This is a genomic window from Planomonospora sp. ID82291 (assembly GCF_015711645.1).
In the GTDB taxonomy this organism is placed as follows: domain Bacteria; phylum Actinomycetota; class Actinomycetes; order Streptosporangiales; family Streptosporangiaceae; genus Planomonospora.
In genome coordinates, this window is sequence record NZ_JABTEX010000002.1 from 1,454,901 (window position 1) to 1,479,950 (window position 25,050).

Genomic DNA, 25,050 nt, shown 5'->3' on the forward strand with positions numbered 1-25,050 from the left:
GCCGCGGGGAGGGAGGCTCCGGGCCCTTCCCCGTCAGCGGTTGCGCAGCGGCGCGTTGCGGATGATCACCCAGGTCAGCGCGAGGCCGAACACGAAGATGCCCAGGCCCACGCCGAGCGCCAGGCCCGCCGACTGGGGCAGGTCGGGGGAGAGGGCGGAGAGGCGGTCCCCGATGAGCGGCAGCCGGAGCTCCTTGCCGATCGCTCCCTCGACGAGGATCCACAGGCCGATGCCGACCGGGATCAGGGGCAGTCCGCCGCCCTGCCACCGGTAGAAGCCGGCCATGATGAAGGCGCCCACGACGATCCAGGCGACGAACTCGACCAGGTACTCGGCGAAGACCAGCGGCACCTGGGTCGGCTCGGTGAACAGGTGGACCCGGTCGATCACCTGCGGCCGGCCGACCAGGCCGTAGACCGCGCGCTCCAGCAGGTAGCCGACCGTGATCAGGGCGGACAGGAACGGGGCGAACAGGGCGACGGTGACGGCGGCCTGCACGCCGAACTGGCGGCGTGTCTGCCCGTGCGCGATGTAGAGCGGCAGGTACTCCCGGACCAGGGACACCCCGACGAACAGGGCGTACCACCGGGGCAGCTGGACGGCGGCCTCCCACGCGCTCCGGTTGAGCGTGCCGAAGACGTCGACGCCGACCGCGATCACGACGACGACCGCGACATAGGCGGCGAACAGCAGCAGGGCGAAGTAGGAGTGGGCGGCGAGGAGCCGGGTGGGGAATCTCATCGGGTCTCTCCGGTGTGGAGCTCTGCGGTGGGGCGCGCTTCGGTTCCGGAGGCCGCGGGTCCTCCGGTCAGGTGGATGAACAGGTCCTGCATGTCGATCGGGCCGAGTTGGAGTCCGGCGGCGGCGGCCTCCTCGCGCCGGGCGTCGTCGAGGTCCCCGTAGAGCATCGCCGACATGGTCGGCCCGAGCCGCCGGGTGCCGAGCACGGTCAGTCCGGCGGTGAAGGCGTCGACCTGCGCGGCGGGCCCGGTCACGGCCGTGCCCCGGGAGAGCAGCGCCTGGCTCTCCTCGTGCACGACCAGCCGGCCCCGGTCGATGATCACGACCTCCTCGAAGAGGGAGCTGACCTCCTCGATGAGGTGGGTGGAGAGCACGATCGTGCGGGGGTGCGCCATGTAGTCGGCGAGCAGGGCGTCGTAGAAGGCCTGGCGGGACGGGGCGTCCATGCCGAGGTAGGACTCGTCGAACATGGTCAGCGGCGCCCGGCCGGCCAGGCCGATCACCACGCCCACCGCCGAGCGCTGCCCCTTGGACATCTCCTTGACGTTCTTCTTCGGATCGATCCCGAACAGGTCCAGCAGCGAGCGGGCGTAGTCCCCGTCCCAGTTCGGGCGGAGCCACTCGGCGAAGAAGATCGCGTCTTCGGCGGTGCCGATGTCGACGGTCTCGCCGGTGTCCCGGATCAGGCTGATCCGGCTGGTGACGGACCCGTTCTCGAACACCGGCCGCCCGTCGACCCGCACGCCGCCCGCCGTCTGCCTGCGGAAGCCCGCCAGCACCGAGAGCAGGCTCGTCTTGCCCGATCCGTTGCGGCCGAGCAGCCCGTAGATCTTCCCGGGTTCCAGGCTGAGCGTCAGCCCGTCCAGCGCCGTGACGTCGCCGTAGCGCAGCACCAGGTCCTCGACGTCGATCCTCATCGCCCCTCCAACTGCTTGATGCGCTCGATCACGTCGCCGAGCGGGATCCCGACGGTCTTGGCCTGGGCGACCATCGGGTCGACCACCTCGGTGAAGAAGTTCTTCCTGCGCTCGGTCCTGAGCGCGTCCCGGGCGTCCGGGCTGACGAACATGCCGATACCTCGCTTCTTGTAGAGGACGCCTTCCTCCACCAGTTGCTGGAACGCCTTGGCCGCCGTGGCCGGGTTGATCCGGTAGAAGGCGGCGTACTGGTTGGTGGACATGACCTGCTCGTCGCCCTTGAGCGCCTCGCTGAGCACGTCCGTCTTGATGCGGTCGGCTATCTGCCGATAGATCGGGCTCCGGTCATCGAACATGGCACCTGCTTCTATGGTTCATTACTCTACTAATGAACCATAGAAGGTGTGCGGGCATGGGTCAACCGTCCCGGGACCGGGGGCCGTTCAGCGGGATGGCGAGACCGGGGCGCGGGAAAGGCGGCGGGGTGCGGGGATGGCGAGGCCGGAGGGCGGGGGAAGGCGGAGGGCGACCGTCAGCCGGAGAAGATCTGCTGGTAGAACGCGAGTTCGGCGGCCAGCGCCGCACTGCGGGTCTCGGCCCGGCGGAAGCCGTGGGACTCGCCCTCGAAGGTGAGGTACGTGCACGGCACCCCGCGTTCGGCGAGGGCGTCGGCGAACACCTCCGACTGGGCCGGTGGGACCACGGGGTCGGCCAGGCCCTGCAGCAGCAGCATGGGGCAGCTCACCCCGGCGACCTGCCCCAGGGGCTCGCGGGAGCCGTACAGGACGGGGTCGGCGGGGCCGACCAGCCACTCGATGTAGCGGGACTCGAAGTCGTGGGTGGTCTCGGTGAACGGGCCCAGGGCGCTCACCCCGTAGTAGGAGACGCCGCCGGCGAAGGCGTCGGAGCGCGCGCACGCCGCCATGACGGTCCAGCCGCCCGCGCTGCCGCCCCGGATCGCGATCCGCGCCGGGTCCGCCAGGCCCTCCTGGGCCAGCCACTCGGCCGCCGCGATCGCGTCCTCCACGTCGACCACGCCCCACTGGCCGCGCAGCCGCTCGCGGTAGGCGCGGCCGTAGCCGGTGGAGCCGCCGTAGTTGACGTCGATGACGCCGATGCCGCGGCTGGTGAAGAACGCCTTCTTCAGGTCGAGCGCCGTCGGGCTGTACCCGGTGGGGCCGCCGTGGACGAACACGACGTACGGCGGCGGGCCGTCGCCGCGGGCCTCCGGGTTGGACGGCGGGTAGACGTGGGCGTGCACCCGGCGGCCGAACCGCCCCTCGATCCGCACGGTGCGCGGGACCGGCAGGTAGGCGATGTCGGGCAGCTCGTCGATCTCGCGCCGGAGCCCCTCCACCCGCCCGGTGACGGTGTCCACCCGGACGACCGACGGGGGCACCGCCGGGCCGTACCCGATCCCGGCGAGCGTGCGCCCGTCGGCGGACAGGGCCGGCAGCCAGCCGTCGTAGGGCACGTCGAGGTCGGTCAGCGTGCCGTCGGCCGGGTCCAGGAGGCCCAGCCGCAGCTCCCCCTGACCGTGCAGGACCGCGAGCCGCCCGTCGTCCAGCACGGCGTACGGCGAGCCGCCCAGCTGCCACAGCGGCCCGGCGAACTCCTCCTCGGCGGGGTGGAGCGCCTGCGGGGAGGTGCCGTGGATGCCGACCTGGTAGAGGTTCCACCAGCCCGACCAGTCGGAGACCAGGTACAGGTTCCGGTCGTCGCGCCACTGCGGGGCGAGCACGGACTCGGTGACGCCGCCCTTGACGGTCCAGGAGGCGCCGTCGGCGAGCCGGGTGACCCGCAGCTCGGTGCCGTTCCACGGCATGAGCGGGTGGTTCCAGCAGACGTAGGCCAGGTGCTCCCCGTCGGGGGACGGCACCGGGGAGGCGTAGAAGTCGCTCCCGCAGACCCGCTCGCGGGGCTCGGCGCCGCCGTGCAGGGGGATGGAGACGATCGACCGGCCGACCTTGCCGTCATCGCCGTCGTGCCGCTCGCGGACGCACCACACCTGCCCGTCGCGGACGGTCAGGTCGGCGTAGCGCAGCCCGGTCTCCCGCTCGGGCTCCGGCGTGATCGGCCGCGGCTCGGCGCCGGGGTCCAGCAGGTAGAGGCGCTGGTCGGCCAGGTTCACGAAGACGACGCGGTGACCGGCGCCCGCACGCGGGCCCTCACCGGGCACGATCGCGTAGGACCGCCCGCCGTACTCGTGGACGCGGGTCCTGGCGCTCCACGGCGCGGGCAGCAGCTCCCGGCGGACGCCGCCGGCGTCCCGGTGCATGATCGTGGTCCGCCCGCCCTCGGCGGGGCGGTCCTCGGTCCACCACACCTCGTCGCCCAGCACGGTGGGGAAGGCGAGCTGCAGCCCGGAGCGGGCGACGTCGGCGGTGGAGACGGGGGAGGGCCAGGCGGCGTACGGCAAGGCATCACGCTCTGCGGGCATGCCGTCATCCTGCCCGATAACACGCCGCGTGTCGCCGGTATGACGTTCGGACGTTCCCGGTTCGCCGTCCCGCCCCGGTGGGGTCCGCGAGGACACGGGGACCGGGAGGGATGGAGGGGGCGGGCCCGGGCGGGGAGACGACGAGGGGCGGGCCCGGGCGGGGAGACGACGAGGGGCGGGCGCCGGATCCGGCGCCCGCCCCTGCGTCCGGGTCGGTCGCCCGGCCTCCGCCCCTGCGTCCGGGTCAGTCGCCCGCGGGGACGCCGCCTCCGGGCCCGCCCGCCGCCTCCGACGGGGCGACGGGGGTGGCGGCCGTCCTCCTGCTCCGGCGGCTGCGCCGCTCCAGCCAGGTGGCGACGGCGCCGACGGCCAGGTTGATGATGATGTAGATGACGGCGATGACGATCACCGAGGGGATGATGTTGCTGAAGTTGGAGGGCAGCACCCGCGCCCCCGCGTTCAGCAGGTCCTCGAACGCGACGATGAACCCCAGCGCCGTGTCCTTCAGCAGCACCACGAGCTGCGCGACGATCGCCGGCATCATGGCGGTGACGGCCTGCGGGAGCAGGACCATCCGCATGACCTGGCCCTTGCGCAGGCCGATGGCCAGCGCCGCCTCGCTCTGGCCGCGGGGCAGGGACAGGATGCCCGCCCGCACGATCTCGGCCAGGACCGAGCCGTTGTAGAGCACCAGGCCGACCACCACCGCGCTGAAGGGCGTCACCGTGAGGCCGAAGAGGAGGCTCGCGCCGAACATGACCGTGAAGATCATGATGAGCAGCGGGATCGCCCGGAAGAACTCCACCACCGCCCCCGCCGGGACGCGGATCCAGGCGTGGTCGGAGAGCCGGGCGATGCCGAAGACGAAGCCGAACGGCACCGCGATCACCGCGGCGACCACGGCGGCGCTGAGCGTGTTGACCAGGCCGGGCAGGATCAGGTTGGCCCACACGTCGGCCCGCAGGAACGGCGTCCACAGGTCGGCGTCGAGCTGGTTCTTCTCGCCCAGCTTGGCGACCATCACGTACAGCGCGAACGCCACGATCAGGACGGTCAGCACGGTGTATACGGCGTTGCGTGCGCGCGCCCGGGGCCCGGGGGCGTCGTAGAGGACCGTGGCGCGGTCGGCGGTCGCGACCGGCCGGTGCCGGTTCTTGACCGGGGCCGGGGCCGGACCGGGGGCCGGGGCCGCCGTCATCGGGCCACCGCCATCCGCTTGGCCAGCCAGCCGAACAGCAGGCCGATGGGCAGGGTCAGCACCAGGAATCCGAGGGCGAACCCGAAGAAGATCGGCACGACGGCGTCACCGTGCGCCTCGAAGAGGGTCTTCATCGTCAGGGAGGCCTCTCCCACGCCGATGGCGGCGGCGATCGTAGTGTTCTTGGTCAGCGCGATCAGGATGCTGCCCAGCGGGGCGATCACCGCGCGGAACGCCTGGGGCAGCACGATCAGCCGCAGGTTCTGGGCGAAGGTGAGCCCGATGGCGCGGGCGGCCTCCGCCTGCCCCATCGGCACAGTGTTGATCCCGGCCCGGATCGACTCGCAGACGAAGGCCGCGGTGTAGGCGGACAGGCCGATGATCGACAGCCACATCGAATTGGTGGACAGGCTGTCGGAGAAGGAGACGTTCAGGACCACGCCGAGTCCCAGCCCGCAGAACACGATCACCAGCGTGAGCGGGATGTTCCGGATGGCGTTGACGTACACGGTGCCGATCCCGCGCAGGATCGGCAGCGGGCTGACCCGCATGGCGGCGAGCAGGGTTCCCAGGATCAGCGCCGCCAGGCCGCTGGCCAGCGTGAGCCGTATGGTCAGCCAGAAGGCGTCCCGGATGACCGGGAACTCCTCGATGAGTGCCTCCACTCATTTCCTCCCATGGCTGTCGGCCGGGGCGCGTCGGGCGCCCCGGCCGGTCGGTGGCCGGATCAGTAGCGTTCGACGGTCGGCGGGGTGGTGAAGAACTTGCCGAACTCGCCGAAGTTGGCGTCGACGGCCTTCTTCCAGCTGCCGTCCTGGAACATCTTCTCCAGCGCCTTGTTGATCTTCTCGCGGGTGTCCTTGTCCTCCAGCTTCACGCCCACGCCGTACTTCTCCTCGGAGAAGGGCTGGCCGACCAGGCGGAACTTGCCGGCCTTCTGGGTGGCGAACCCGGCGAGGATCGTGGCGTCCGTGGAGATCGCGTCGACCTGCTTGTTCTCCAGCAGCGGCAGGCAGGCGCCGTAGCCCTGCTGCTCGGTGAGGTACTGGGCCTTCCACTCGGCGCCGAACTTGTCGGCCAGGCGCTTGGGCGAGGAGGAGCCCTGGGCGCCGCAGACCTTCTTGTCCTTCAGGGACTCGACGCCGGTGATCGTCGTGTCGTCCGCGCGGGTCAGGATGTCCTGGCCGGTGACCAGGTACGGCCCGGCGAACCCGACCTTCTTCTTGCGGTCGTCGGTGATCGAGTACGTCGCGATCACGATGTCGACCTGGCCCTGCTGGATGAACGACTCGCGGTTGGCCGACTGGGCCTCCTTGAACTCGATCTTGTCGTCCGGGTAGCCGAGCTCCTTGGCGATGTAGCGGGCCACGTCGACGTCGAAGCCCTTGAAGGACCCGTCGGGCTGCTTCTGCCCCAGGCCGGGCTGGTCGATCTTGATGCCCACGACGAACTTGTCGTCGCCCCCGCTGCCGCTGCTTCCGCACGCGGTCAGGCCGGCCACCGCGGCCACGGCTGCGACGGCCAGGGCACCGATACGGCGTACACGCATTCTGCTACCTCGTCTTTCGTCGGGGTTCCATCGGGACCGGGCGGACCGTCAGGGGTGTGCTGCGGATCTTCGCTGCGGAGGGGATCCGCCGGGACGGTTCTCAGTGCGTCAGGATCTTGGAGAGGAAGTCCTTGGCGCGGTCGGTGCGGGGGGCGGTGAAGAACGCGTCGGGGGTGTTCTCCTCGACGATCTGCCCCTCGGCCATGAAGACCACGCGGTTGGCCGCGCGCCGGGCGAAGCCCATCTCGTGGGTGACGACCATCATCGTCATGCCGTCACGGGCGAGGCCGACCATGACGTCGAGCACCTCCTGGACCATCTCCGGGTCCAGCGCCGAGGTCGGCTCGTCGAACAGGATCATCTTGGGGTCCATGGCCAGCGCGCGGGCGATGGCCACCCGCTGCTGCTGGCCGCCGGACAGCTGGGCCGGGTACTTCGACGCCTGGCTGCCGATGCCCACCCGCTCCAGCAGCTCCATGCCGCGCTGCTCGGCCTGCGCCCGGGCGACGCCCCTGACCTTGACCGGCCCGAGCGTGACGTTCTCCAGGATCGTCTTGTGGGCGAACAGGTTGAAGGACTGGAACACCATGCCGACCTCGGAGCGGAGCCTGGCCAGCGCCTTGCCCTCGGCGGGCAGCGGCCGCCCGTCGAACGTGATCGTCCCGCCGTCGACGGTCTCCAGCCGGTTGATCGCCCGGCACAGCGTGGACTTTCCTCCACCGGAGGGGCCGATGACGACCAGCACCTCACCGCGTGAGATCGTGAGGTCGATGTCACGCAGCACGTGGAGGCTGCCGAAGTGCTTGTTGACCCCTTCGAGCACGACAAGAGGAGTCGTGTCCCCGTTCTCCGTCATGGGGGACAACGTAATTCGGTAAAGGGCACCTGGGGCTAACCCTGGGGTACCGATCCGATCACGGCCTGCCCAAACCCCGCCGTTCCCGGAGGGGGCCGCGCGGGATCGGGGGCTCCGCGAGGTCGGAGAAGCGCCTACCCTTGTCTGTTGAGATGACTGCCACCGTGGAGAGCGCCCGCACGTACGAGGTTCGTACCTACGGGTGCCAGATGAACGTGCACGACTCCGAGCGCCTGTCGGGCCTGCTGGAGGACGCGGGCTACGTCCCCGCGGCCGAGGGGGAGACGGCCGACGTGGTCGTGTTCAACACCTGCGCCGTCCGGGAGAACGCCGACAACCGCCTCTACGGCAACCTCGGCCACCTGCGCCCGGCCAAGACCGGCAACCCCGGCATGCAGATCGCCGTGGGCGGCTGCCTGGCGCAGAAGGACCAGGGCGAGATCGTCCGCCGCGCCCCCTGGGTCGACGTGGTGTTCGGCACGCACAACATCGGCGCGCTGCCGGTCCTCCTGGAGCGCGCGCGGATCGCGCAGGAGGCCCAGGTCGAGATCAAGGAGTCCCTGGAGACCTTCCCGAGCACGCTGCCGACCAAGCGCGAGTCCGCCTACGCCGCCTGGGTCTCGGTCTCGGTCGGGTGCAACAACACCTGCACGTTCTGCATCGTGCCGTCGCTGCGCGGCAAGGAGAAGGACCGCCGTCCCGGCGACGTCCTGGCCGAGGTCAGGACCCTGGTCGGCCAGGGCGTCCTGGAGATCACCCTGCTGGGGCAGAACGTCAACACCTACGGCGTCGAGTTCGGCGACCGGCTCGCCTTCGGCAAGCTCCTGCGGGCCTGCGGCGACGTCGAGGGCCTGGAGCGGGTCCGCTTCACCAGCCCGCACCCGGCGGCCTTCACCGACGACGTCATCGCGGCCATGGCCGAGACGCCCAACGTGATGCACCAGCTGCACATGCCGCTGCAGTCCGGCTCCGACCGGGTCCTGAAGGCGATGCGCCGCTCCTACCGGGCCGAGCGCTACCTCGGCATCATCGAGCGGGTCCGCGCGGCCATGCCGGACGCGGCGATCTCCACCGACATCATCGTGGGCTTCCCCGGCGAGACCGAGGAGGACTTCCAGGCCACGCTGGACGTGGTGCGGGAGTCGCGCTTCGCGAACGCCTTCACCTTCCAGTACTCCATCCGGCCGGGCACGCCCGCCGCCACGATGGACGGCCAGGTCCCCAAGGAGGTCGTGCAGGAGCGCTACGACCGGCTGGTCGAGCTGCAGAACGCGATCTCCTGGGAGGAGAACAAGAAGCAGGTCGGCCGGACGCTCGAGGTGCTGGTGGCCGAGGGCGAGGGCCGCAAGGACGAGGCGACCCGCCGGCTGTCCGGCCGCGCCCCCGACAACCGCCTGGTCCACTTCGTCCCGGGGGACGAGGTCCCGCGCCCGGGCGACATGGTCGGCGTCGAGATCACCTACGCCGCGCCGCACCACCTGGTGGCCGACGGGCCCGCGCTGAGCCTCCGCCGGACCCGGGCGGGAGACGCCTGGGAGGCCCGCCGGGCCGCTCCGGCGGGCGCCGCCTCCGGGGTCATGCTGGGCATGCCGTCGGTCGGCCGCCCCGCGCCCGCCGCGCCGGAGGCCCCGGGCTGCTCCGCCGGCTCCTGAGGCCGTACGGGCCCCCGCGCGGGTCCGCGGCCGGGTCCGGCGAAAGATGGCAAATTGTGATCATCATGTGATTGCGGCGCGAGCATTTCTCTCCTGTGGCTAATGTGATTCGGCACCCTCGGAAGCCGTGGAGGTTTCCCCGAGAACCGCAGGGAGTTGTTCCGCATGCACGTCCCCTCCAGCCCCGACCAGCCCGGACGGCACGGGGAGCCGGAGATCCTCACCGGATCCGGCCGCGGGTCCCGGCGCGGATCCGGGCGCGGGCGGGACACCGCCCTCCGCGGGCGGCGCGGCCTGGCCGTCGCCGTCGCCGCCGCGGCCGTGCTCCTGGCGGGCGGCGTCGCCGGCTACACCTTCGCCTCCTCCGGCGACGGGAGCGGCTCCGTCTCGGAGCCGCGGACACCGGGGGCCGGACAGGAGGGGCAGGAGCCCGCCGGCGAGGACGGCGCACCGCCGGCCGGCGAGGACCGGGAGGACCAGGACGCCTCCGGCGGATCGCAGGAGGACGCCTCCGGTGACCCGTCCGGCGACCCCTCCGGTGATTCCTCCGCCGGATCGGGCGGGTCGGGCTCCGGCGGGTCCACCGCGAGCACGCCGGGAGGGGACTCCGGCGGCTCGCGCGCCGAGCCCTCCGCCTCCACCCCGGCCAAGACCCCGGCCAAGGAGAAGCAGAGCGGCACGCCGTCCCGGCAGGGCGAGGAGGGCCACACCGACCCGCGCTCCGACGGCGCCCCCGGGTTCGTCGCTCCGAAGGGTCCCGCGGGCTGAGTCCTCAGCGAAGGGTCCCGCGGGCTGGGTCCTCAGCGAAGGGTCCCGCGGGCTGGGTCCTCAGCGAAGGGTCCCGCGGGCTGGGTCCTCAGCGAAGGGTCCCGCGGGCTGGGTCCTCAGCGAAGGGTCCCGCGGGCTGGGTCCTCAGCGAAGGGTCCCGCGGGCTGGATCCTCAGGGGTCCGTCACCTGCGCCTCCGCCGGGGCCCGCCGGTCGGGCCCCGGCCGGGACCCGCCCGGCCGAACCGCCGCGGGTCCCGCCGGACGGGCCGCTCTGGGCTAGTCTGGCGGCGTGCTCGTCGCCGCCGCCGTCTGCCCGCATCCTCCGCTGCTGGTCCCCGAACTGGCCGGGACCGCCGCCGGTGAGCTCGACGGGCTCCGGGCGGCCTGCGCGTCCGCCGTGGACGGCCTGCGGGAGGCGCGGCCCGACGTCCTCATGGTGGTCGGCGGAGCCGACGGGGCCGGGACCTACGGGCCCGGCGCCGCGGGGAGTCTCGCCCCCTGGGGGGCGGACGTCCGGGCCGGCGCGGGCGCGCCGGTCCTGCCGCTCTCGCTGACGATCGGCCGCCGGTTGCTGGAGGAGGGCGGCCTGTCGGCCTCCGCGTTCCACGCGGTGCCCTTCGACGCCTCCCGGCAGGAGTGCGCGGCCCTGGGCGCGGCTCTGGCGGACCGGGCCGATCGGGTGGCGATGCTGGTCATGGGCGACGGCTCGGCCCGCCTGACGGAGAAGTCACCGGGCTATCTCGACGCCCGCGCCCGGCCGTACGACGAGGAGATCGCCCGCACGCTCGCCCGGGGCGAGGTCCCGGACCTCGACCCCGCCGAGGCCGCGGAGCTCTGGGTCGCGGGCCGGGCGGCCTTCCACGTCCTCGCCGCAGCCGCAGCCGGAATCGGGAGCGGGAGCGGGAGCGGGAGGGGGAGCGCGCCGGGGGGCTCCTTCGACGGGGAGGTCCTCTACCACGACGCCCCCTACGGTGTCGGATACGTCGTGGCGCTGCTCCGGTCGCGGAGCGCCTGACGCCCGGGGCCGGACGGGTCAGGCCCGGCGGGGCACGGGCACGCGCAGCAGGTCGTGGGCCAGGACGACGTCGCCGCCGAAGGCCGCGCGGGCCTCGTCCAGGAAACGGGGTTCGTCGTGCGTGCCGTAGCGCTCGGAGACATGGGTCAGGAGCAGGCGGCGGACCCCGCACTCGGCCGCCACCCGGCCGGCCTGGGCGGCGGTGAGGTGGCCGTAGCGCGCGGCCGGCTCCGCCTCCGCCGACAGGAACGTCGACTCGATCACCAGCAGGTCCGCCCCGTCGGCGAGCGCGAACACCCCGTCGCACAGGCGGGTGTCCATGACGAACGCGGCGCTCTGCCCGCGGCGGATCTCGCTGCACTCCTCCAGCCGCACGGTGGAGCCGTCCGGCGCGGTCACCGTCCCGGTCCTCTGGAGCTCGCCGACGAGCGGCCCCCGGACGCCGCGCTCCCGCAGCCGCTCGGGGAGCATCCGGCGGCCGTCCGGCTCGTCGACGCGGTAGCCGTAGGACTCGACGGGGTGGGAGAGCGGGCGCGCGGTGAGGGTCACCGGGCCCGCGTCGAAGGAGGCGGCCGGCCCGGAGACGGGGCGTTCGGCGATCACGGAGGTGTCGGCGAAGACCGAGGCGTTGCGGAGGCGGCGCCAGTAGGTCTCCCCGCTCGCCGGGTAGGCGGCCCGGACGGGGTGGGCGACGCCGTCCCTGGCGATGCGCTGGACGACGCCGGGCACGCCCAGGCAGTGGTCGCCGTGGAAGTGGGTGACGCAGATCCAGGTGATGTCGTGGGCGCCGACGCCCGCGTGGAGCATCTGGCGCTGGGTGCCCTCCCCGGGGTCGAACAGGAAGCCCTGGCCGTCCCAGCGCAGCAGGTAGCCGTTGTGGTTACGGTGGCGGGTGGGGACCGCGCTGGAGGTGCCGAGGACGACGAGTTCGCGAAGGGACACGATCTCAATGCTAGGAAGCGTGGCCTTCGGAGGCGTGCCGACCCCGCTGGGGGAGATGTCCGTCGCCGTCACCGAGGACGGCGTGGCCGCCGTGTGCTGGGGCGACGACGCCCGGCTCCGGGCGCGGCTGGCGGACCGGTCCGGCCTGGTCGAGGTGGACGAGCCGGAGCGGACGGCCCCCGTGCTCGGTGAGCTGGCCGCCTACTACGCGGGGGAGCTGCGGGTCTTCGCCGCCCGGGTGGACTGGCGGCTGACCACGCCCGTGCAGCGCGCGGTCCTCGGCACGCTGCACGCGACGGTGCCGTACGGCAAGGCCGTGACCTACGGGGAACTGGCCGCGCGCAGCGGGACGGGCGTGCCGGCCCGGGCCATCGGCTCGATCATGGGCGCCAACCCGGTCCCGGTGATCGTGCCCTGCCACCGGGTGGTGGCGGGAAGCGGCCTGGGCGGGTTCAGCGGGGGAGAGGGCGTGGAGTCCAAGCGGTGGCTGCTGACGCTGGAGGGCTACCTGCAGCCGACGCTCGACTGGGACTGACCGGGTGCGGGGCCGTCCGGCTCGCCGAGCGGCCCCGCCGGAGGTCAGCCGTCCTGCCCGGCCTGCGGGGCGTCCTCAGCGCCCGGGGCCGGGTCGGTCCGGCCGTCGATGCCCTCGGCCATCTCCCTGGCCTTGTCGGCGGCCATGCCGACGTGCTCCTCGTGCCCGGCGAACCTCTGCCCGGCGGCCTCCTCCCCTCGGTCGATGCCCTGCTCGACGAGCTCCTCGATCTTGTCCGAGTGCTCGCCCATCAGGTCCTTCCCCTTGTCGAAGACGGACATGGCGATCCCCCTGGTGACTGATCCGGAGGCGGCGGCGCGTCGTCCGTGCCGCCGCCATCCGCAGTCCCTTCCCGGTGTTGGGACACTTATCCCGTGCCTCAGCTACCCGTCATCGCCGTCGTCGGCCCCACGGCGGCCGGAAAGTCCGACCTCGCCGTCGATCTCGCCCTGGAACTGGGGGGTGAGGTGATCAACGCCGACTCCATGCAGCTCTACCGGGGCATGGACGTCGGCACGGCGAAACTGACCGTGGAGGAGCGGCGCGGGGTCCCGCACCACCTGCTGGACGTCTGGGACGTGCGGCGGACGGCGAGCGTGGCGGAGTACCAGGAGCGGGTGCGGCCGCTGATGGACGACCTGCTGGCCCGGGGGGTCGTGCCGATCCTGGTCGGCGGGTCCGGGCTCTACGTCCGGGCCGCCCTCGACGACCTGGAGTTCCCCGGCACCGATCCGGCGATCCGGGCCCGGCTGGAGGCCGAGCTGGCGGCGTACGGCCCGGCTCCGCTGCACCAGCGGCTCGGCGGGCTGGACCCGGAGGCGGCCGGGGCGATCCTGCCGAGCAACGGCCGCAGGATCGTCCGCGCGCTGGAGGTCGTCGAACTGACCGGCCGGCCGTTCTCCGCCTCGATGCCCTCCTACGACGCGGTCTACGACAGCGTGCAGCTCGGCGTCGAGGTGCCCAGAGCGGTGCTGGACGAGCGGGTGGCGCTCCGGGTGGACCGCATGTGGGAGGCCGGGCTGGTGGAGGAGGTCCGGGCGCTGGCGCGGCGGGGCCTGGCCGAGGGGCGGACCGCCGGCCGCGCGCTCGGCTACGCCCAGGTGCTGCGCTTCCTGGCCGGGGAGTGGACCGAGGAGCAGGCCAGGCAGGAGACGGTCCGGGCGACGCGCAGGTTCGTCCGGCGGCAGGAGTCGTGGTTCCGCCGCGATCCCCGGGTGGTCTGGCTCCCCCAGCAGGACCCCGGCCTCCTGGACCGGGCCCTGGAGGAGGTGCGCCGCCCTGCCGCCTCCGCGCCCGGAGGCGCCGCGGGCCGCCCGGGACTTGCCGAAGGTTGTTCTGGTGAGTCATGCTGAGTTCCTTTAATGGACTTAGGAGGAGCGGCATGGCCGAGGCACAGGCGACGGCGGCGGCGGTCAAGGGACCGATCGGGAGGCTCGGCGGAGGGTTCATGATCTCGCGCGAGGCCAAGGCGGTGAGCGAGCGGGCGGGACTGGCCGGGCGGGCCATGTACTTCCGCGGCCGGTGCGGGGTGCTCGGCGAGGTGGACGCGGACGTGGTCCGCTCCGCGGTGGCCTTCTTCCCCGCCGGGCACGTCCGGGCCAACTGGGAGGCCGGGCGGGCGCTGCCGGTGGAGGCGGCGGTGGAGCTCTACGCGGAGGCCTGCCACGCCTGGGGCCGCCGCCGGCTCGGTTCCTTCGACGGGGCCGCCCGCCTGGCGGAGCTGCTGGAACCGGTGGCCGCCGGGGCCGAGGTGACGGGCGCCCCGCTGTTCGCCGGGTGGCGGGCCGTACCGCTGCCGGACGACGCCCCGGCGCGGGCGACCCAGCTCATGCACGTGCTCCGCGAGCTGCGCGGCGGACTGCACGCGGTGGCGGTGCTCGCCGAGGGGCTGACCCCGCTGCAGGCCATGCTGCTCGAGTCGCACGGGTCCCCGCTGGGCGACATGCCGGGTGAGGCCATGGCGCGCTTCTTCGAGTGGCCGGAGCCGTACCCGGCGCCCGACCCGCGGCTCGCCGCGGCGCGGACGCGGGCCGAGGAGCTCACCGACCGGCTGATGACGCCCGCGTTCGCGGTGCTGGACGAGGCGGAGGCGGCGGAGCTGGCCGATCTGCTCGCCGCGGCCGGGGCCGCCGCCGGATAGCCGCCGGGCGGCCGGTTCGTTTGGGGCATCCCCCCCGAGCTGGCAGACTGACGTTCCATGGACGTGGACATCTGGGCCTGGGTGGGCGACACCCAGCGGCAACTGCACGAAGCCGGTAACACCGGTCTGGCCATGGCGATCGGCACCGTGCCCGCGCAGGCGCTGGAGGGCCGCTACGGGCAGCTCGACGTGCTGGCGCCGGCCATCGCGCAGGAGGCGGAGAAGCTGGGGCTGCCCTGGCTCGAGTTCTACGCCCGCTACTGGCACCTGGTCGGCCGCGTCGGGGACCGCGCGCAGGGCGTGGTCGCGCTCGACGACGCGCGGACCCTGGCGGAGTTCGCCCGGCGCGAGGACGTCCGCGACTGCCCGGCGGCCCCCGGCGCGGTCGAGGCGCTGGCGATCGCGCAGGCCAACACCGACGGCGCCGGCCACGCGGCCGAGCGGCTGGAGGCCCTGACCGCGGCCGAGGTCGAGCCCGGCTCGCTCGCCTTCGCCGCCCTGGCCGAGCAGTACGTCACCGCCCTGGTCGACGACGGGCGCGCGGTGGAGGCGGTGGCCCACGCGGAGGCGGCGGTGGAGCGGCTCGGCGGCGCCGGCCGCGAGGCGAGCTGGGAGCTGGGGGCCGCCTCCGTGCGGGCGCTGCTCGCCGCCGGCCGTCCGCAGGACGCGCTGACCGCCCTGGACGCCGCGGCCGGCTTCAAGCCCGACGACCCGGTGGCCAAGGCGCACCGCGAGGGCGTGCTGCGCGCGCTGGTGCTCGCCACGCTGGGCCGGGAGGCGGAGGCCGTGCAGGCCCTGCCCGACCTCGACGTGGTCGGCGACCACCCGCGGGTCTGGGTCGAGTGGGCGCGGACCGTGCTCCTGCTCGCGGGCTCCGCGCAGATCACCAACACCTGGCAGCTCGGCCGGGTCCTCAAGCAGTGGATCGACTACTTCGCGGTGATGGGCGCCTACCGGGCCCGGGTCGAGCTGGCCCTGATCGCCGGCGACCTGGCCGTGGCCCGGCAGGGCGTCTGGCAGGCCCGGATGCTCGCCGACCTGGCCGAGTCCGGCGCCGCCGAGCTGAAGGACCCCTCGGCCGTCGCCGACCGGATCGCGGCGCTGCGCGCGGCGGCCGACGCGGTGACGCCGCTGCCGGCCCCGGGCCCGCAGGACGAGCTCGTCGGCTACTTCGACGCCGCCGACGGCTTCAACGCCGACCCCGAGCGCTGGGTGGGCTGGCTGGCCCCGCTCTCCGGCCGGGACCTGGAGGCCACCCGCCGGCACACCACCACCCTCGGCTTCCTCGGCTACCCGGCCAGGGGCGCCGACATCTACTGGGACATGCTGGTCGAGTCCGGCGACATCGAGACCGCCGACGAGCAGGACGTCTCCTTCATCACCGGCCTGCTGGTCGAGGCCCGCCAGGACGAGCGCCTGGAGCAGATGGCCGAGCGGCTCCCGGCCGCCCGGCGCCACCTGGCCCTGGCCCGGCTGCACCGCGGGCGGGAGCGCTGGGAGCAGGCGGCGGCCGAGGGCGAGGCGGCCGTGGCGGCCGGCGCGGGCATCGAGGCGCGCCGCCTGTGGGCCTCCGCCGTCCAGCAGCTCGACGACAACGCCAAGGGCGCCCGGATCCTGCGGGAGGTCCTCGACTCCGAGGAGATCGAGGCCGAGGACGTCTGGCGCATGATCACCATGGCGACCGCCGCCGAGGACTGGGAGACCGTCCGCGTCGGCGCCGCGAAGATCGGCATGCCGCTGAAGTCCGCCGAGGGGCCGATCGAGGAGGAGATGGGCCTGGTGCGGATCGTCCTGCCCGCCCCCGACGGCAGCCAGCGCGCGGTCGTCAGCGTGCGCACCGGGCCCGCGACGGCCCGCCTGGCGATGCCCCAGCCCCCGGGGCTGGAGTACAACGCCGGCGACCTGGTCGTCTTCGATCCGGCGCTGCTGGAGCCCGTCCCGGAGAGCCCGGAGGAGCAGGAGGGCTTCATCCCGCCGTTCGCGGCGGTCGGCATGCTCCGCCCCGGCGGCTACACCAGCTGGTTCTTCGACGGCGCGGCCCCCACCGAGGCCGAGTGGACCGAGTTCAACGAGGTCATGGCCGAGCGCGGCTGGCCGATGTGGGTCTACAGCGACGAGGACTACACGGTGACCCACCCGAGCACGGGCGAGCCCCTGCCCGGCCTGTTCGGCTGGATCGCGATCCCGCCGGACGTCACCCCGGTGGAGCTGGACGCGGTGCTCGACGACGCCACCGAGCGCTGGACGCACCCCCTGGCCTGGCTGGACCTCGCCAAGGAGGTCGGCGTCGAGGCCGAGCGGCACGAGCGCATCACCCGGGAGTACGGCCTGTAGGCGTTCTGCGGGAAAGACGGTGTCCGCCCGCGAGGGGCTCCCTCGCGGGCGGTATGCTGCTCCAACTCCAGAACATCATTCGGTGCGTGTCCCGCAGGTCAGGAGGAACGAATGCTCGACCGATTCCGGTTGGACGGCAGGGTGGCCGTCGTCACGGGGGCCTCCTCCGGGCTGGGCGTCGCGTTCGCGCGCGGCCTGGCCGAGGCGGGGGCCGACATCGCGATCGGCGCGCGCCGCAAGGACCGCCTGGAGGAGACCCGGCGCCTGGTCGAGGAGACCGGCCGCCGGTGCGTGGCGGTCGCCACCGACGTGACCAGGCCGGAGGACTGCCGGGCCCTGGTGGAGGCGGCCGTCGCCGAGCTGGGCGCGGTGGACATCCTGATCAACAACGCCGGCGTCGGCACGGCGGTGCCCGCGCTCAAGGAGACGCCCGAGCAGTTCCGCCAGGTCGTGGAGATCAACCTGCACGGGACCTACTGGATGGCCCAGGCCTGCGCCCGGGTGATGCGGCCGGGGTCCTCGATCGTCAACATCGGCAGCATCCTCGGGGAGACCACGGCCGGCCTGCCGCAGGCCGCCTACAGCGCCTCCAAGGCCGCGGTCGTCGGGCTCACCCGGGACCTGGCCCAGCAGTGGACCTCGCGGCGCGGGATCCGCGTCAACTGCCTGGAGCCGGGGTTCTTCGCCTCGGAGATGACCGAGCAGTACGCCGAGGGCTACATGGCCTGGCAGCTGGAGCACCGCGTCCTGATGAAGCGCGCGGGGGACCCCGCCGAGCTGGTGGCGGCGGCGGTCTTCCTGGCGAGCGACGCCGGATCCTACGTCACTGGAGCGGTGATCCCCGTGGACGGCGGGATCCTCACCACCTGAGCCGGGCCGCGGGCCGTCCCGGCGGCCGGGACGGAGATCCTCCGGGTGGCGGTCCGCCCGGCAGGACGGAGATCTTCCCGGTGGCGGTCCGCCTGAACGGGAGATCTCTTCGGGGGGAACGCCCCCACTCTTAATCATCCGGTTGTGTGAACACCGCTCATCCGTCACGGACGCGTGCGAGAGTGCTCGTGACGAGACGGAGCGGATGGAGGACATCGTGCTGGAAGTCGACAGGCTCGGAGCCGTCGTGCGGGACGAGCGCCCGTGGGGCGGGTTCGAGCGCTACACGCTCAACGAGCCGACCACGGTGAAGATCATCGATGTCGCGCCCGGCCAGCGGCTCAGCCTGCAGCGGCACGAGCACCGGGACGAGCTCTGGGTCGCCCTGGACCCGGGCGCGGTCTTCGAGATCGACGGGGAGCGGATCACGCCAGCGGTCGGCGACCGCGTGCTCATCCGGGCCGGTCAGACCCACCGCCTCAGCTCCTCGGGACCGGCCGTCCGGATCCTGGAGATCGCCTTCGGCCACTTCGACGAGGACGACATCGAGCGGCTCGAGGACTCCTACGGCCGAGCCTGAGCGGACATCGCGCACGGGCGGCGCACGTCGGGGGGCGGCAGGGCGACGCCGACCGGCAGGCGCGTGCGCGGACGGCCCGGGCTCCGGTTCCGGGCCGTCCGGTCGTGTGCGGAACCGGAGGCCGAGACCGAGCAAGGCTTTTGCGGCTGCATTGAGTAGATTTGCCACTTCGGGGTAGCCGGACCCCGTGAGAGGTGGCGGCGGGATGCGGGCAGGACTGGGCCGGAGCGCGGCGGTCGCGGCGGTCGTGTTGGCGCTGGCGGGCTGCGGGCCCGCCGGGGAGACCCTCGGCGACCCGGCCCCGGCCGGAGGCGGGAAGCCGGCCTCCGAGGCCCTGGCGGACCTGAAGAAGCTCGAGGTCAAGGGCCGCGCCCCGATGACCGGCTTCGACCGGGGGGAGTTCGGACCCGCGTGGGCGGACGTCGACCACAACGGGTGCGACACCCGCAACGACATCCTCAAGCGCGACCTCGAAGGGGAGACCTTCAAGAAGGGCACCCAGGACTGCATCGTGCTCACCGGCACCCTCCGCGACCCCTACAGCGGGAAGACCATCGCGTTCGAGCGCGGGCAGAAGACCAGCATGGCGGTGCAGATCGACCACGTGGTCGCGCTCGCCGACGCCTGGCAGAAGGGGGCGCGGCAGCTGAGCAAGGAGGAGCGCCGGCAGCTGGCCAACGACCCGCTGAACCTGCTGGCGGTGGACGGCCCGTTGAACGGCCAGAAGAGCGCGGCGGACGCGGCGACCTGGTTGCCGCCGCGCCGCGCCTACCGGTGCCCCTACGTCACCCGCCAGATCCAGGTGAAGGCCAAGTACGGCCTCTGGGTGACCACCGCGGAGAAGGAGGCGATGGAGCGGGTGCTGAAGTCCTGCTGACCTCCGGCACCCGCCGGCCCGCCGTCAGTCGTCCCACTCCCGCTTGAACTTGACGATCTTCCCGGTCCGCAGGGAGACGTAGACGTCGTACTCCCAGCGGCCCTTCTCCAGCTCCACCTTGCAGACGCGGTGGCCGTGCTCCCGCTCCCGCTCCACCTCGCTGACGCGGGCGCCGGGGACGCGCTTCTTCGCGATCTCGACGGCCTTGGCGCACGAGACGGGCGCGGCGGGGGCGGTGGACGTGGCCGTCCCGGCGGCGGGGGCGGCGCCTCCGCCCGAGGCGAGGGCGGCGGTTCCGCCGGCGCCCATCAGGGCGGCGGTTCCGGCGACGGCGAGTGCGATCTTGACGATCAGGTGTGTCTTCTTCATGGCTCCAGGTTTCCGCGGTCTCGGATAGGGCCGCGTTAAGAACCGGCTAAGGGTCCGCCTCCGGTTGAGAACGCCGGACCCGCCGGACCCGGCGGACCCGGCGTTCCCTGCGGACCCGCCGGATCCGCAGGGAACGCCGGGGACGCCAGGAACAGGGTGACGCTCGCGCCGCCCGCGGGGGACGCGCCGAGGGTGAGCGCGCCGCCGGACGACTCGGCGGTGCGGCGCGCGATGTCCAGCCCCAGGCCGGTCGACCCGGCCCCGCTCCGGCCGCGGCCCAGGGGGTCGGCCGTGCCGAACCCCGGTCCGGCGTCGTCGACGGTCAGCAGGGCGCCGCCCGGGACCGGCGCCAGCCGTACGCCGAAGGGGGCCTCCTCGTCGGTGTGCGCGAACACGTTGCCGAGCAGGGCGTCCACGCAGGCGGCCAGGTCGCCGGGGGAGACCGCGACGGGGAGCGGGCCGGGACACAGATCCAGGTCCACGGCCCGGCCCTGGTCCTCGGCGAGCACCGACCAGAACGCCACCCGGTCCCCGACCACCGCGACCGCGTCGCACTCCGCGCGGTCGCGCGACCGCCGCCGGGCCTCGTCGATCACCGCGGTGACCGCCCGTTCCAGCGCGTCCACCCGGGCCTCGATCCTGGCCGCCTCGTCCGGGTCGGCGAGGGACTCGGCCTCCAGCCGCAGGCCGGTGAGCGGCGTGCGCAGCCGGTGGGACAGGTCGGCCGCGTTCTCCCGCTCCTCGGCCAGCAGGCCGGTGATGCGCTCGGCGAGGTGGTTGAGCGCGCGGCCGACCGCACGGACCTCGGGAGGGCCGCCGGGGACGGTCCGGGCGGCGAGGTCGCCGGCGGCGAGCCGGTGGGACACCCCCGCCAGCGACGAGACCGGCCGGGTCATCGCGCGGGCCAGCCGGTCGGCGACCAGCATGCCCAGGCCGACCAGCGCCAGTCCGAGCACCAGCAGCCCCGCCTGCACCCGGGCGACGCCCGCGGTCAGCTCGTCGTCGCTGAGGAGGACCCGGACCACCGCCGTGCCGCCCGGCGCCCCCTGGACCGCGACCAGGATCTCCCGGCCGCCCGGGACCGAGGCGGTGACGCTGCGCCCCCGGGCGGCCAGCGCGACGGCGGCGGACCTCTCCGCGGGGGCGCCGAGGACCCGGCCGTCGCCGAGGAAGACCGTGGTCGGGTGCGCGGCCCGTTCCGCGGTCAGATGCAGGGTCTCCGCGTCCACCGTGTCCACCGTGTCCAGCGCGCCCTGTGCGCCCCCTGCGTCCCCTGGGCCCCCTGCTCGTGCGGCGCCCGCCGTGCCGACGGCGACGGCCATCGACTCGGCCTCGCCGCTCGCGCGGGCCACGGCGGCGCTCTCGGCGGCCGTCCGCACCAGCAGCAGGAGCGGGACCAGCAGGGCGATGAGGACGAGCGAGGTGGTCGCGGCCACCAGCAGCGCCAGCCAGCGCCTCACGACGGCGCGGCCAGCCGTACGCCCACGCCGCGCACGGTCTGCAGGTAGCGGGGCTCGGCCGACGTCTCGCCCAGTTTGCGGCGGAGCCACGACAGGTGGACGTCGACGGTCTTGTCCGCCCCGCCGTACGGGACCTGCCAGACGTGGGTGAGCAGCTCGCGCTTGGTGACCACCTCACCCGGACGGGCCGCGAGGTAGTGGAGCAGGTCGAACTCCCGGGGGCTGAGGTCCAGCGGTGCGCCGTCCAGGGTCGCCTCGCGGGTGCGCGGATCCATCCGCAGCCCGCCGACCGTCACCGAGCCGTCCGCACGGCTCTCGCCCGACCGCCGGAGCACCGCCCGGATCCGGGCGTCCAGCTGGGTCGCGGTGAACGGCTTGACCACGTAGTCGTCGGCGCCCGCGTCCAGCAGCCTGACCATCTCCGCGTCGCCGTCCCGGGCGGTGGCGACGATCACCGGGACGCGGCTGACCGCGCGCAGCATGCGCAGCAGGTCCAGGCCGTCGAGGTCGGGAAGGCCCAGGTCGAGCACGATGAGGTCGGGACGCTCCTCGACGGCCAGGCGGAGGCCGTCCAGGGCGGCGGGGGCGGACAGCACGGCGTGGCCGCGATCCCGCAACCCCCGGGTGAGGGAGGTGCGGATCTGGGCGTCGTCCTCGATGAGCAGTACGTTCGGCATCGGCCGTCACGTTAGCCGGGCCGGAGCAGTGCCGGAACCGCGTTATCGGTCCCTTAACCATGCCTTAGCGCCGGAGGCCGCACGAGGATGGGAAGGTGGGGGAATGCGTAGAAGGCTCCCACTCGTCCTGGCCGGATGGCTGGTCACCGGCGTCCTCGCGACCGGGACGGGGGTGGCGGCGATCACCTTTCTCGGCGAGCCGCTGACCGCCTCCGCGCACCGTCCGCTCTCCTCCGCCGAGGTCGAGGAGGCGCTCGCCCGCGCCCTCCCGCCGGAGGCGGTGCCGTCGGCCGCGGCCGGCCCGGCCGATCCCGCGCCTTCGGCCACAGGGCGGGCGGAGGGCCGGAGCCGGACGATCACCACGGCGGGCGGGAACGTGATCGCCCGGTGCGACGGGGGCGTCGCGGTGCTGCGGACGTGGAGCCCTGCCCAGGGCTTCCGGGTGGACGATGTGGAGCGCGGCCCCGCCGCCCGGGCGCGTGTCGAGTTCGAGTCGGACGAGGCCGACGTCAAGGTCGAGGTGCGCTGCGGGGCCGACGGCCTGCCGGTCCATCGCGTGCACGACTGACGGCGGTCAGCGGCCGTAGTCGATTTTCAATCTGACGACCCTGCCGCTCCTGACCGAGACGAAGAGGTCGTACCTCCACGGGGCCTTCACCAGTTCGACCCGCCAGTTCCAGATGCCCTGGTCCCACACGTGCCTGACCCGGGTGACCCGGGCGCCGGGGACCTTCCTCCTGGCGATCTCCGCGGCCTGCCGTGAGGAGACGCCCGCCGCGGCGGGCGAGGCGGCACCGGTCGCGGCCGTGACGGCTGTGCCGTTCGTGACGGCTGTGGCGCTCGTAGCGGCTGCGCCGCTCGTGACGGCTGTGCCGCTCGTGGCGCTCGTCGCGGAGGCGCCACCGCCGGAGGAGAGGAGGGCGGCGGTCCCGGCGGCGGTGAGGGCGATCCTGGTGAACATGCTGCGCTGTCTCATGGATCGTGCCTTCCCGGCCGGCGGTGCGGGGCCTCGGGGTCTTCGTTAAAACTTCGGCGGAGACGCCGGACCGCCTCCGTCGGGTTCCGCGGTCCCGCCCGCCGGAGGGTCCGGCGGGCGGGACCGCGATCACCCGGCGCGATGATGGCCTCCGTACGCGCCGGGCGAGTCCCGGATCAGCCGCAGCCGGCGGTCTCCTCCTCGACCCGGGGTGCCTCGTCGACCACCGTGACCGAGAGCTGCGCGGTGGAGGCGACGAGACTGCCCGCGGGGGACCGGGCCCGCTTCCCGTCCACGACGATGCCGCGCTCGCCCAGGAACTCGAAGGTCTCCGGGTGGAAGACGAGGTCCTCGCGGACGCCGTCCGGGCCGACCCGGCCCACCCCGACGCCCTTGCGGCCCGCGGCGTCCTCGGCGTCGCCGACGGCGTCCACCCCGGGGATCGTCGCCGCCGCCTCGAACAGCGCGGCCCGCTGCGCGGCGGGCACGTAGTTCTCGCGGAGCAGGTCGCCCACCCGCGTCCACGCGGCCGCGTCCCGGGAGTCGCCGCCCCGGTCCCCGGTGTAGAGGTGGGCGCGCATCCCCTCGGCGTCGGCCGGCAGTCGCCTGACCGCCGCGTGGTCGGTGCGCAGGTGGCCGGGGACCGGTCCGCAGACCGGGAGCCGGTGCAGGTCGACGGTGCCGGCCTCCCGGTAGGCGCTCTCCGGGATCGGCCAGCCGGGGTAGGCCTTCGGCTCCAGGTGCTCGATCCGGAGCGAGCCCTCCCTGGTCCCGTCGGCGGACTGCCAGATCACCCGCCTGGTCCGGTAGAGGTGGCGCGACTCCTCACCCTCACCCTCACCGGCGACGGTGAACGCGCCGTACATGGTCTCCGACTCGACCTTGACGAACTGGTCGTCGCGCGGGTCCAGATCGGTCCGGGAGGCGGCCCGCGCGGCCCTGCCCAGCACCTCGCTCGCCGACATGGGAGCGAGCCGCGGCAGCGCCACCACGACCTCCTGCGCGGGGCCGCGCTCCGGGCCCGTACCGCCGGTCAGCACGGTGGCGCCCACCGCCACCGCCACCGCCAGCGCTCCGGCCGGCAGCATCACCCAGGGCCTGCGCCACAGCGAGCGCCCGGGTGGGCGTCCGGCGGACGCCGCGGCCAGCCCCCGCCGGGCCGCGGCCTTCGCCTCCGGGTCGTACGGCGCCGCGTCCGGCCGGATGCGGGCCACCAGTCGGATCTCGTCCTCGTTCATGCGTGCGACTCCAGGGAATCCAGGGAATCCGGTGAATCCAGGGAACGGCGGATCTTGGCCCGGGTGCGGGAGAGCCGTGAGCGCACGGTCCCGACCGGGATGCCGAGGGCCTCGGCGGCCTCCTCGTAGGTCAGATCGGCCCAGGCCACCAGCAGCAGCAGGTCGCGTTCGGCGGAGCTCAGCCGGGCCAGCGCGGCGGCCAGGACGGGCCGGAGCCGGTCGGCGGTCACCCGTTCCGCGCTGCGCTCCTCGAAACCGGCCGCCCGGTCCGGGGCGTGCCGGAAGGAGCGGGCGAGCGCCTTGAGCCTGCGGGTCTCGGCCCTGCGGTGGCCGGAGATCAGGTTCGAGGCGATGCCGTACAGCCAGGGCCGGGCGTCGGCCCTGGACAGGTCGTACCGGGCGCGTTTGCGGAAGGCCACCAGGAACGTCTCCGCGGTCACGTCGTCGGCCATGGAGACGTCGTCCAGCCGCCGGGCGGCGTACCGGTGGATCTCGTCGGAATGCCGGTCGAAGAGCCCGGCGAACCCGTCGGGGTCGGTCAGCGACCCCTCGATCAGCGCCGCGTCGGAAGCGGGGCCGCCGGGCCCGCCGGATCCGGAGCCGCCGGAGAGAGGGACGGGTGTTCCGGCCCGCTGGAAGAGCGCCAGCGCCATCACCCGTTTCGTCCAGTCATCGTGAAGGGGTCCTTTCCCGGGGCGCGTCTGCGCCCTCACCCCCTACTCCGCCACCGGACGCTATCCGGTTCCCGGAATGTCACCGCCGCCCGGAGGACGGGAGCAATAGGATCCGATGCAGGTAAAGCAGGCATAAAGGAAATGCTGATGGGCGCGGGGAAGGCCGGCGGGGGACGGCGGGCCACGGTGGACGCACGCCCGAGGACCCCGGGAGCGGAGCGGAGGAACCCGCGGACGGGCC

27 protein-coding genes are annotated in these 25,050 nt (G+C 73.7%); 11 read left to right on the forward strand and 16 right to left on the reverse strand.

Features of this window, described 5'->3' with window-relative positions; all coding sequences use genetic code 11:
• Nucleotides 1–33: 33 nt before the first annotated feature.
• The 8 genes from HS045_RS17435 to HS045_RS17470 all read right to left on the reverse strand — a co-directional run bounded on the left by HS045_RS17435 (nt 34) and on the right by HS045_RS17470 (nt 7,701).
• Complete coding sequence (locus HS045_RS17435) at nt 34–741, reverse strand: hypothetical protein (protein WP_196452382.1); 708 nt, start codon at nt 739–741, stop codon at nt 34–36.
• A complete protein-coding gene (locus tag HS045_RS17440; RefSeq protein ID WP_196452383.1) occupies nt 738–1,658 on the reverse strand; it encodes an ATP-binding cassette domain-containing protein in 921 nt (306 codons plus the stop codon). The genes HS045_RS17435 and HS045_RS17440 overlap by 4 nt, the downstream gene beginning before the upstream one ends.
• Nucleotides 1,655–2,014: a GntR family transcriptional regulator gene (locus HS045_RS17445; protein ID WP_196452384.1), complete on the reverse strand. Its 360-nt coding sequence runs from the start codon at nt 2,012–2,014 to the stop codon at nt 1,655–1,657. The genes HS045_RS17440 and HS045_RS17445 overlap by 4 nt, the downstream gene beginning before the upstream one ends.
• Before the next feature lie 176 nt (nt 2,015–2,190).
• Nucleotides 2,191–4,098 carry a prolyl oligopeptidase family serine peptidase gene (locus HS045_RS17450; protein WP_196452385.1) on the reverse strand — a complete coding sequence of 636 codons (1,908 nt, stop codon included), beginning with the start codon at nt 4,096–4,098 and terminating at the stop codon, nt 2,191–2,193.
• Nucleotides 4,099–4,342: 244 nt separating this feature from the next.
• Entirely contained in the window at nt 4,343–5,296 is a 954-nt protein-coding gene (locus HS045_RS17455; RefSeq protein WP_196452386.1) for an amino acid ABC transporter permease, read from the reverse strand.
• Nucleotides 5,293–5,961, reverse strand: a complete 669-nt coding sequence (locus HS045_RS17460) for an amino acid ABC transporter permease (RefSeq protein WP_196452387.1) — start codon at nt 5,959–5,961, stop codon at nt 5,293–5,295. Before HS045_RS17460 ends, HS045_RS17455 begins: the two co-directional genes overlap by 4 nt.
• A 62-nt stretch (nt 5,962–6,023) precedes the next feature.
• Complete coding sequence (locus HS045_RS17465) at nt 6,024–6,845, reverse strand: glutamate ABC transporter substrate-binding protein (RefSeq protein WP_196452388.1); 822 nt, start codon at nt 6,843–6,845, stop codon at nt 6,024–6,026.
• A gap of 100 nt (nt 6,846–6,945) precedes the next feature.
• Complete coding sequence (locus tag HS045_RS17470) at nt 6,946–7,701, reverse strand: amino acid ABC transporter ATP-binding protein (RefSeq protein WP_196452389.1); 756 nt, start codon at nt 7,699–7,701, stop codon at nt 6,946–6,948.
• Nucleotides 7,702–7,853: 152 nt separating this feature from the next.
• Between HS045_RS17470 and miaB the strand changes: the two genes are divergently transcribed.
• From miaB to HS045_RS17485, 3 genes are all read left to right on the forward strand, one after another.
• Nucleotides 7,854–9,353, forward strand: a complete 1,500-nt coding sequence (miaB, locus tag HS045_RS17475) for a tRNA (N6-isopentenyl adenosine(37)-C2)-methylthiotransferase MiaB (protein ID WP_196452390.1) — start codon at nt 7,854–7,856, stop codon at nt 9,351–9,353.
• A 165-nt stretch (nt 9,354–9,518) separates the two neighbouring features.
• On the forward strand, nt 9,519–10,121 hold the full coding sequence (locus tag HS045_RS17480; RefSeq protein WP_196452391.1) for a hypothetical protein: 603 nt from the start codon (nt 9,519–9,521) through the stop codon (nt 10,119–10,121).
• 290 nt (nt 10,122–10,411) lie between these two features.
• Nucleotides 10,412–11,137: a hypothetical protein gene (locus HS045_RS17485; RefSeq protein ID WP_196452392.1), complete on the forward strand. Its 726-nt coding sequence runs from the start codon at nt 10,412–10,414 to the stop codon at nt 11,135–11,137.
• 18 nt (nt 11,138–11,155) lie between these two features.
• Here HS045_RS17485 and HS045_RS17490 read toward each other — a convergent pair whose 3' ends face one another.
• Nucleotides 11,156–12,079 carry a ribonuclease Z gene (locus HS045_RS17490; protein WP_196452393.1) on the reverse strand — a complete coding sequence of 308 codons (924 nt, stop codon included), beginning with the start codon at nt 12,077–12,079 and terminating at the stop codon, nt 11,156–11,158.
• Between the two features lie 19 nt (nt 12,080–12,098).
• Here HS045_RS17490 and HS045_RS17495 point away from each other — a divergent pair, with 19 nt between their 5' ends.
• Nucleotides 12,099–12,614 carry a methylated-DNA--[protein]-cysteine S-methyltransferase gene (locus HS045_RS17495; RefSeq protein WP_307827569.1) on the forward strand — a complete coding sequence of 172 codons (516 nt, stop codon included), beginning with the start codon at nt 12,099–12,101 and terminating at the stop codon, nt 12,612–12,614.
• 44 nt (nt 12,615–12,658) lie between these two features.
• Here the strand turns inward: HS045_RS17495 and HS045_RS17500 are convergent, their stop codons facing one another.
• The gene (locus HS045_RS17500) at nt 12,659–12,895 is read right to left on the reverse strand and encodes an antitoxin (RefSeq protein ID WP_196452395.1); all 237 of its coding nucleotides are present in this window, start codon (nt 12,893–12,895) and stop codon (nt 12,659–12,661) included.
• Between the two features lie 93 nt (nt 12,896–12,988).
• Here HS045_RS17500 and miaA point away from each other — a divergent pair, with 93 nt between their 5' ends.
• The 6 genes from miaA (at nt 12,989) to HS045_RS17530 (ending at nt 19,415) form a co-directional block, all read left to right on the forward strand.
• On the forward strand, nt 12,989–13,966 hold the full coding sequence (gene miaA / locus HS045_RS17505) for a tRNA (adenosine(37)-N6)-dimethylallyltransferase MiaA (protein WP_196452396.1): 978 nt from the start codon (nt 12,989–12,991) through the stop codon (nt 13,964–13,966).
• A gap of 29 nt (nt 13,967–13,995) precedes the next feature.
• The gene (locus HS045_RS17510) at nt 13,996–14,754 is read left to right on the forward strand and encodes a hypothetical protein (protein WP_230884079.1); all 759 of its coding nucleotides are present in this window, start codon (nt 13,996–13,998) and stop codon (nt 14,752–14,754) included.
• 57 nt (nt 14,755–14,811) lie between these two features.
• Nucleotides 14,812–17,088 (forward strand): tetratricopeptide repeat protein, encoded by a 2,277-nt coding sequence (locus tag HS045_RS17515; RefSeq protein WP_196452397.1) that lies wholly within the window; start codon nt 14,812–14,814, stop codon nt 17,086–17,088.
• A 111-nt stretch (nt 17,089–17,199) separates the two neighbouring features.
• Complete coding sequence (locus HS045_RS17520) at nt 17,200–17,958, forward strand: SDR family NAD(P)-dependent oxidoreductase (RefSeq protein ID WP_196452398.1); 759 nt, start codon at nt 17,200–17,202, stop codon at nt 17,956–17,958.
• A gap of 217 nt (nt 17,959–18,175) precedes the next feature.
• Complete coding sequence (locus tag HS045_RS17525; RefSeq protein ID WP_307827570.1) at nt 18,176–18,538, forward strand: phosphomannose isomerase type II C-terminal cupin domain; 363 nt, start codon at nt 18,176–18,178, stop codon at nt 18,536–18,538.
• Nucleotides 18,539–18,743: 205 nt separating this feature from the next.
• Complete coding sequence (locus HS045_RS17530) at nt 18,744–19,415, forward strand: HNH endonuclease family protein (RefSeq protein WP_196452400.1); 672 nt, start codon at nt 18,744–18,746, stop codon at nt 19,413–19,415.
• 24 nt (nt 19,416–19,439) lie between these two features.
• On the opposite strand, the gene HS045_RS17535 is transcribed toward HS045_RS17530, so the two are convergent.
• From HS045_RS17535 to HS045_RS17545, 3 genes are read right to left on the reverse strand one after another with little or no spacing between them, the layout of a single operon-like run.
• On the reverse strand, nt 19,440–19,784 hold the full coding sequence (locus HS045_RS17535; RefSeq protein ID WP_196452401.1) for a PepSY domain-containing protein: 345 nt from the start codon (nt 19,782–19,784) through the stop codon (nt 19,440–19,442).
• 35 nt (nt 19,785–19,819) lie between these two features.
• Nucleotides 19,820–21,244 (reverse strand): HAMP domain-containing sensor histidine kinase, encoded by a 1,425-nt coding sequence (locus HS045_RS17540; RefSeq protein ID WP_196452402.1) that lies wholly within the window; start codon nt 21,242–21,244, stop codon nt 19,820–19,822.
• On the reverse strand, nt 21,241–21,921 hold the full coding sequence (locus HS045_RS17545) for a response regulator transcription factor (protein ID WP_196452403.1): 681 nt from the start codon (nt 21,919–21,921) through the stop codon (nt 21,241–21,243). The genes HS045_RS17540 and HS045_RS17545 overlap by 4 nt, the downstream gene beginning before the upstream one ends.
• A gap of 103 nt (nt 21,922–22,024) precedes the next feature.
• On the opposite strand from HS045_RS17545, the gene HS045_RS17550 reads away from it, so the two are divergent.
• The gene (locus HS045_RS17550) at nt 22,025–22,489 is read left to right on the forward strand and encodes a hypothetical protein (RefSeq protein ID WP_196452404.1); all 465 of its coding nucleotides are present in this window, start codon (nt 22,025–22,027) and stop codon (nt 22,487–22,489) included.
• Nucleotides 22,490–22,495: 6 nt separating this feature from the next.
• Here the strand turns inward: HS045_RS17550 and HS045_RS17555 are convergent, their stop codons facing one another.
• The 3 genes from HS045_RS17555 to HS045_RS17565 all read right to left on the reverse strand — a co-directional run bounded on the left by HS045_RS17555 (nt 22,496) and on the right by HS045_RS17565 (nt 24,788).
• Nucleotides 22,496–22,897 carry a PepSY domain-containing protein gene (locus HS045_RS17555; protein WP_196452405.1) on the reverse strand — a complete coding sequence of 134 codons (402 nt, stop codon included), beginning with the start codon at nt 22,895–22,897 and terminating at the stop codon, nt 22,496–22,498.
• A gap of 176 nt (nt 22,898–23,073) precedes the next feature.
• Nucleotides 23,074–24,135 (reverse strand): CU044_5270 family protein, encoded by a 1,062-nt coding sequence (locus tag HS045_RS17560; RefSeq protein ID WP_196452406.1) that lies wholly within the window; start codon nt 24,133–24,135, stop codon nt 23,074–23,076.
• The gene (locus HS045_RS17565; RefSeq protein ID WP_196452407.1) at nt 24,132–24,788 is read right to left on the reverse strand and encodes an RNA polymerase sigma factor; all 657 of its coding nucleotides are present in this window, start codon (nt 24,786–24,788) and stop codon (nt 24,132–24,134) included. Before HS045_RS17565 ends, HS045_RS17560 begins: the two co-directional genes overlap by 4 nt.
• Nucleotides 24,789–25,050 lie beyond the last annotated feature (262 nt).

Excerpts from the sequence above, each read along its gene's own strand:
- HS045_RS17435 (WP_196452382.1), bottom strand. The coding sequence starts at position 741 with ATGAGATTCCCCACCCGGCTCCTCGCCGCCCACTCCTACTTCGCCCTG.
- HS045_RS17440 (WP_196452383.1), bottom strand. The coding sequence starts at position 1,658 with ATGAGGATCGACGTCGAGGACCTGGTGCTGCGCTACGGCGACGTCACG.
- HS045_RS17445 (WP_196452384.1), bottom strand. The coding sequence starts at position 2,014 with ATGTTCGATGACCGGAGCCCGATCTATCGGCAGATAGCCGACCGCATC.
- HS045_RS17450 (WP_196452385.1), bottom strand. The coding sequence starts at position 4,098 with ATGCCCGCAGAGCGTGATGCCTTGCCGTACGCCGCCTGGCCCTCCCCC.
- HS045_RS17455 (WP_196452386.1), bottom strand. The coding sequence starts at position 5,296 with ATGACGGCGGCCCCGGCCCCCGGTCCGGCCCCGGCCCCGGTCAAGAAC.
- HS045_RS17465 (WP_196452388.1), bottom strand. The coding sequence starts at position 6,845 with ATGCGTGTACGCCGTATCGGTGCCCTGGCCGTCGCAGCCGTGGCCGCG.
- HS045_RS17470 (WP_196452389.1), bottom strand. The coding sequence starts at position 7,701 with ATGACGGAGAACGGGGACACGACTCCTCTTGTCGTGCTCGAAGGGGTC.
- miaB (WP_196452390.1), top strand. The coding sequence starts at position 7,854 with ATGACTGCCACCGTGGAGAGCGCCCGCACGTACGAGGTTCGTACCTAC.
- HS045_RS17480 (WP_196452391.1), top strand. The coding sequence starts at position 9,519 with ATGCACGTCCCCTCCAGCCCCGACCAGCCCGGACGGCACGGGGAGCCG.
- HS045_RS17500 (WP_196452395.1), bottom strand. The coding sequence starts at position 12,895 with ATGTCCGTCTTCGACAAGGGGAAGGACCTGATGGGCGAGCACTCGGAC.
- HS045_RS17510 (WP_230884079.1), top strand. The coding sequence starts at position 13,996 with ATGGCCGAGGCACAGGCGACGGCGGCGGCGGTCAAGGGACCGATCGGG.
- HS045_RS17515 (WP_196452397.1), top strand. The coding sequence starts at position 14,812 with ATGGACGTGGACATCTGGGCCTGGGTGGGCGACACCCAGCGGCAACTG.
- HS045_RS17520 (WP_196452398.1), top strand. The coding sequence starts at position 17,200 with ATGCTCGACCGATTCCGGTTGGACGGCAGGGTGGCCGTCGTCACGGGG.
- HS045_RS17530 (WP_196452400.1), top strand. The coding sequence starts at position 18,744 with ATGCGGGCAGGACTGGGCCGGAGCGCGGCGGTCGCGGCGGTCGTGTTG.
- HS045_RS17535 (WP_196452401.1), bottom strand. The coding sequence starts at position 19,784 with ATGAAGAAGACACACCTGATCGTCAAGATCGCACTCGCCGTCGCCGGA.
- HS045_RS17545 (WP_196452403.1), bottom strand. The coding sequence starts at position 21,921 with ATGCCGAACGTACTGCTCATCGAGGACGACGCCCAGATCCGCACCTCC.
- HS045_RS17550 (WP_196452404.1), top strand. The coding sequence starts at position 22,025 with ATGCGTAGAAGGCTCCCACTCGTCCTGGCCGGATGGCTGGTCACCGGC.
- HS045_RS17555 (WP_196452405.1), bottom strand. The coding sequence starts at position 22,897 with ATGAGACAGCGCAGCATGTTCACCAGGATCGCCCTCACCGCCGCCGGG.
- HS045_RS17560 (WP_196452406.1), bottom strand. The coding sequence starts at position 24,135 with ATGAACGAGGACGAGATCCGACTGGTGGCCCGCATCCGGCCGGACGCG.
- HS045_RS17565 (WP_196452407.1), bottom strand. The coding sequence starts at position 24,788 with ATGGCGCTGGCGCTCTTCCAGCGGGCCGGAACACCCGTCCCTCTCTCC.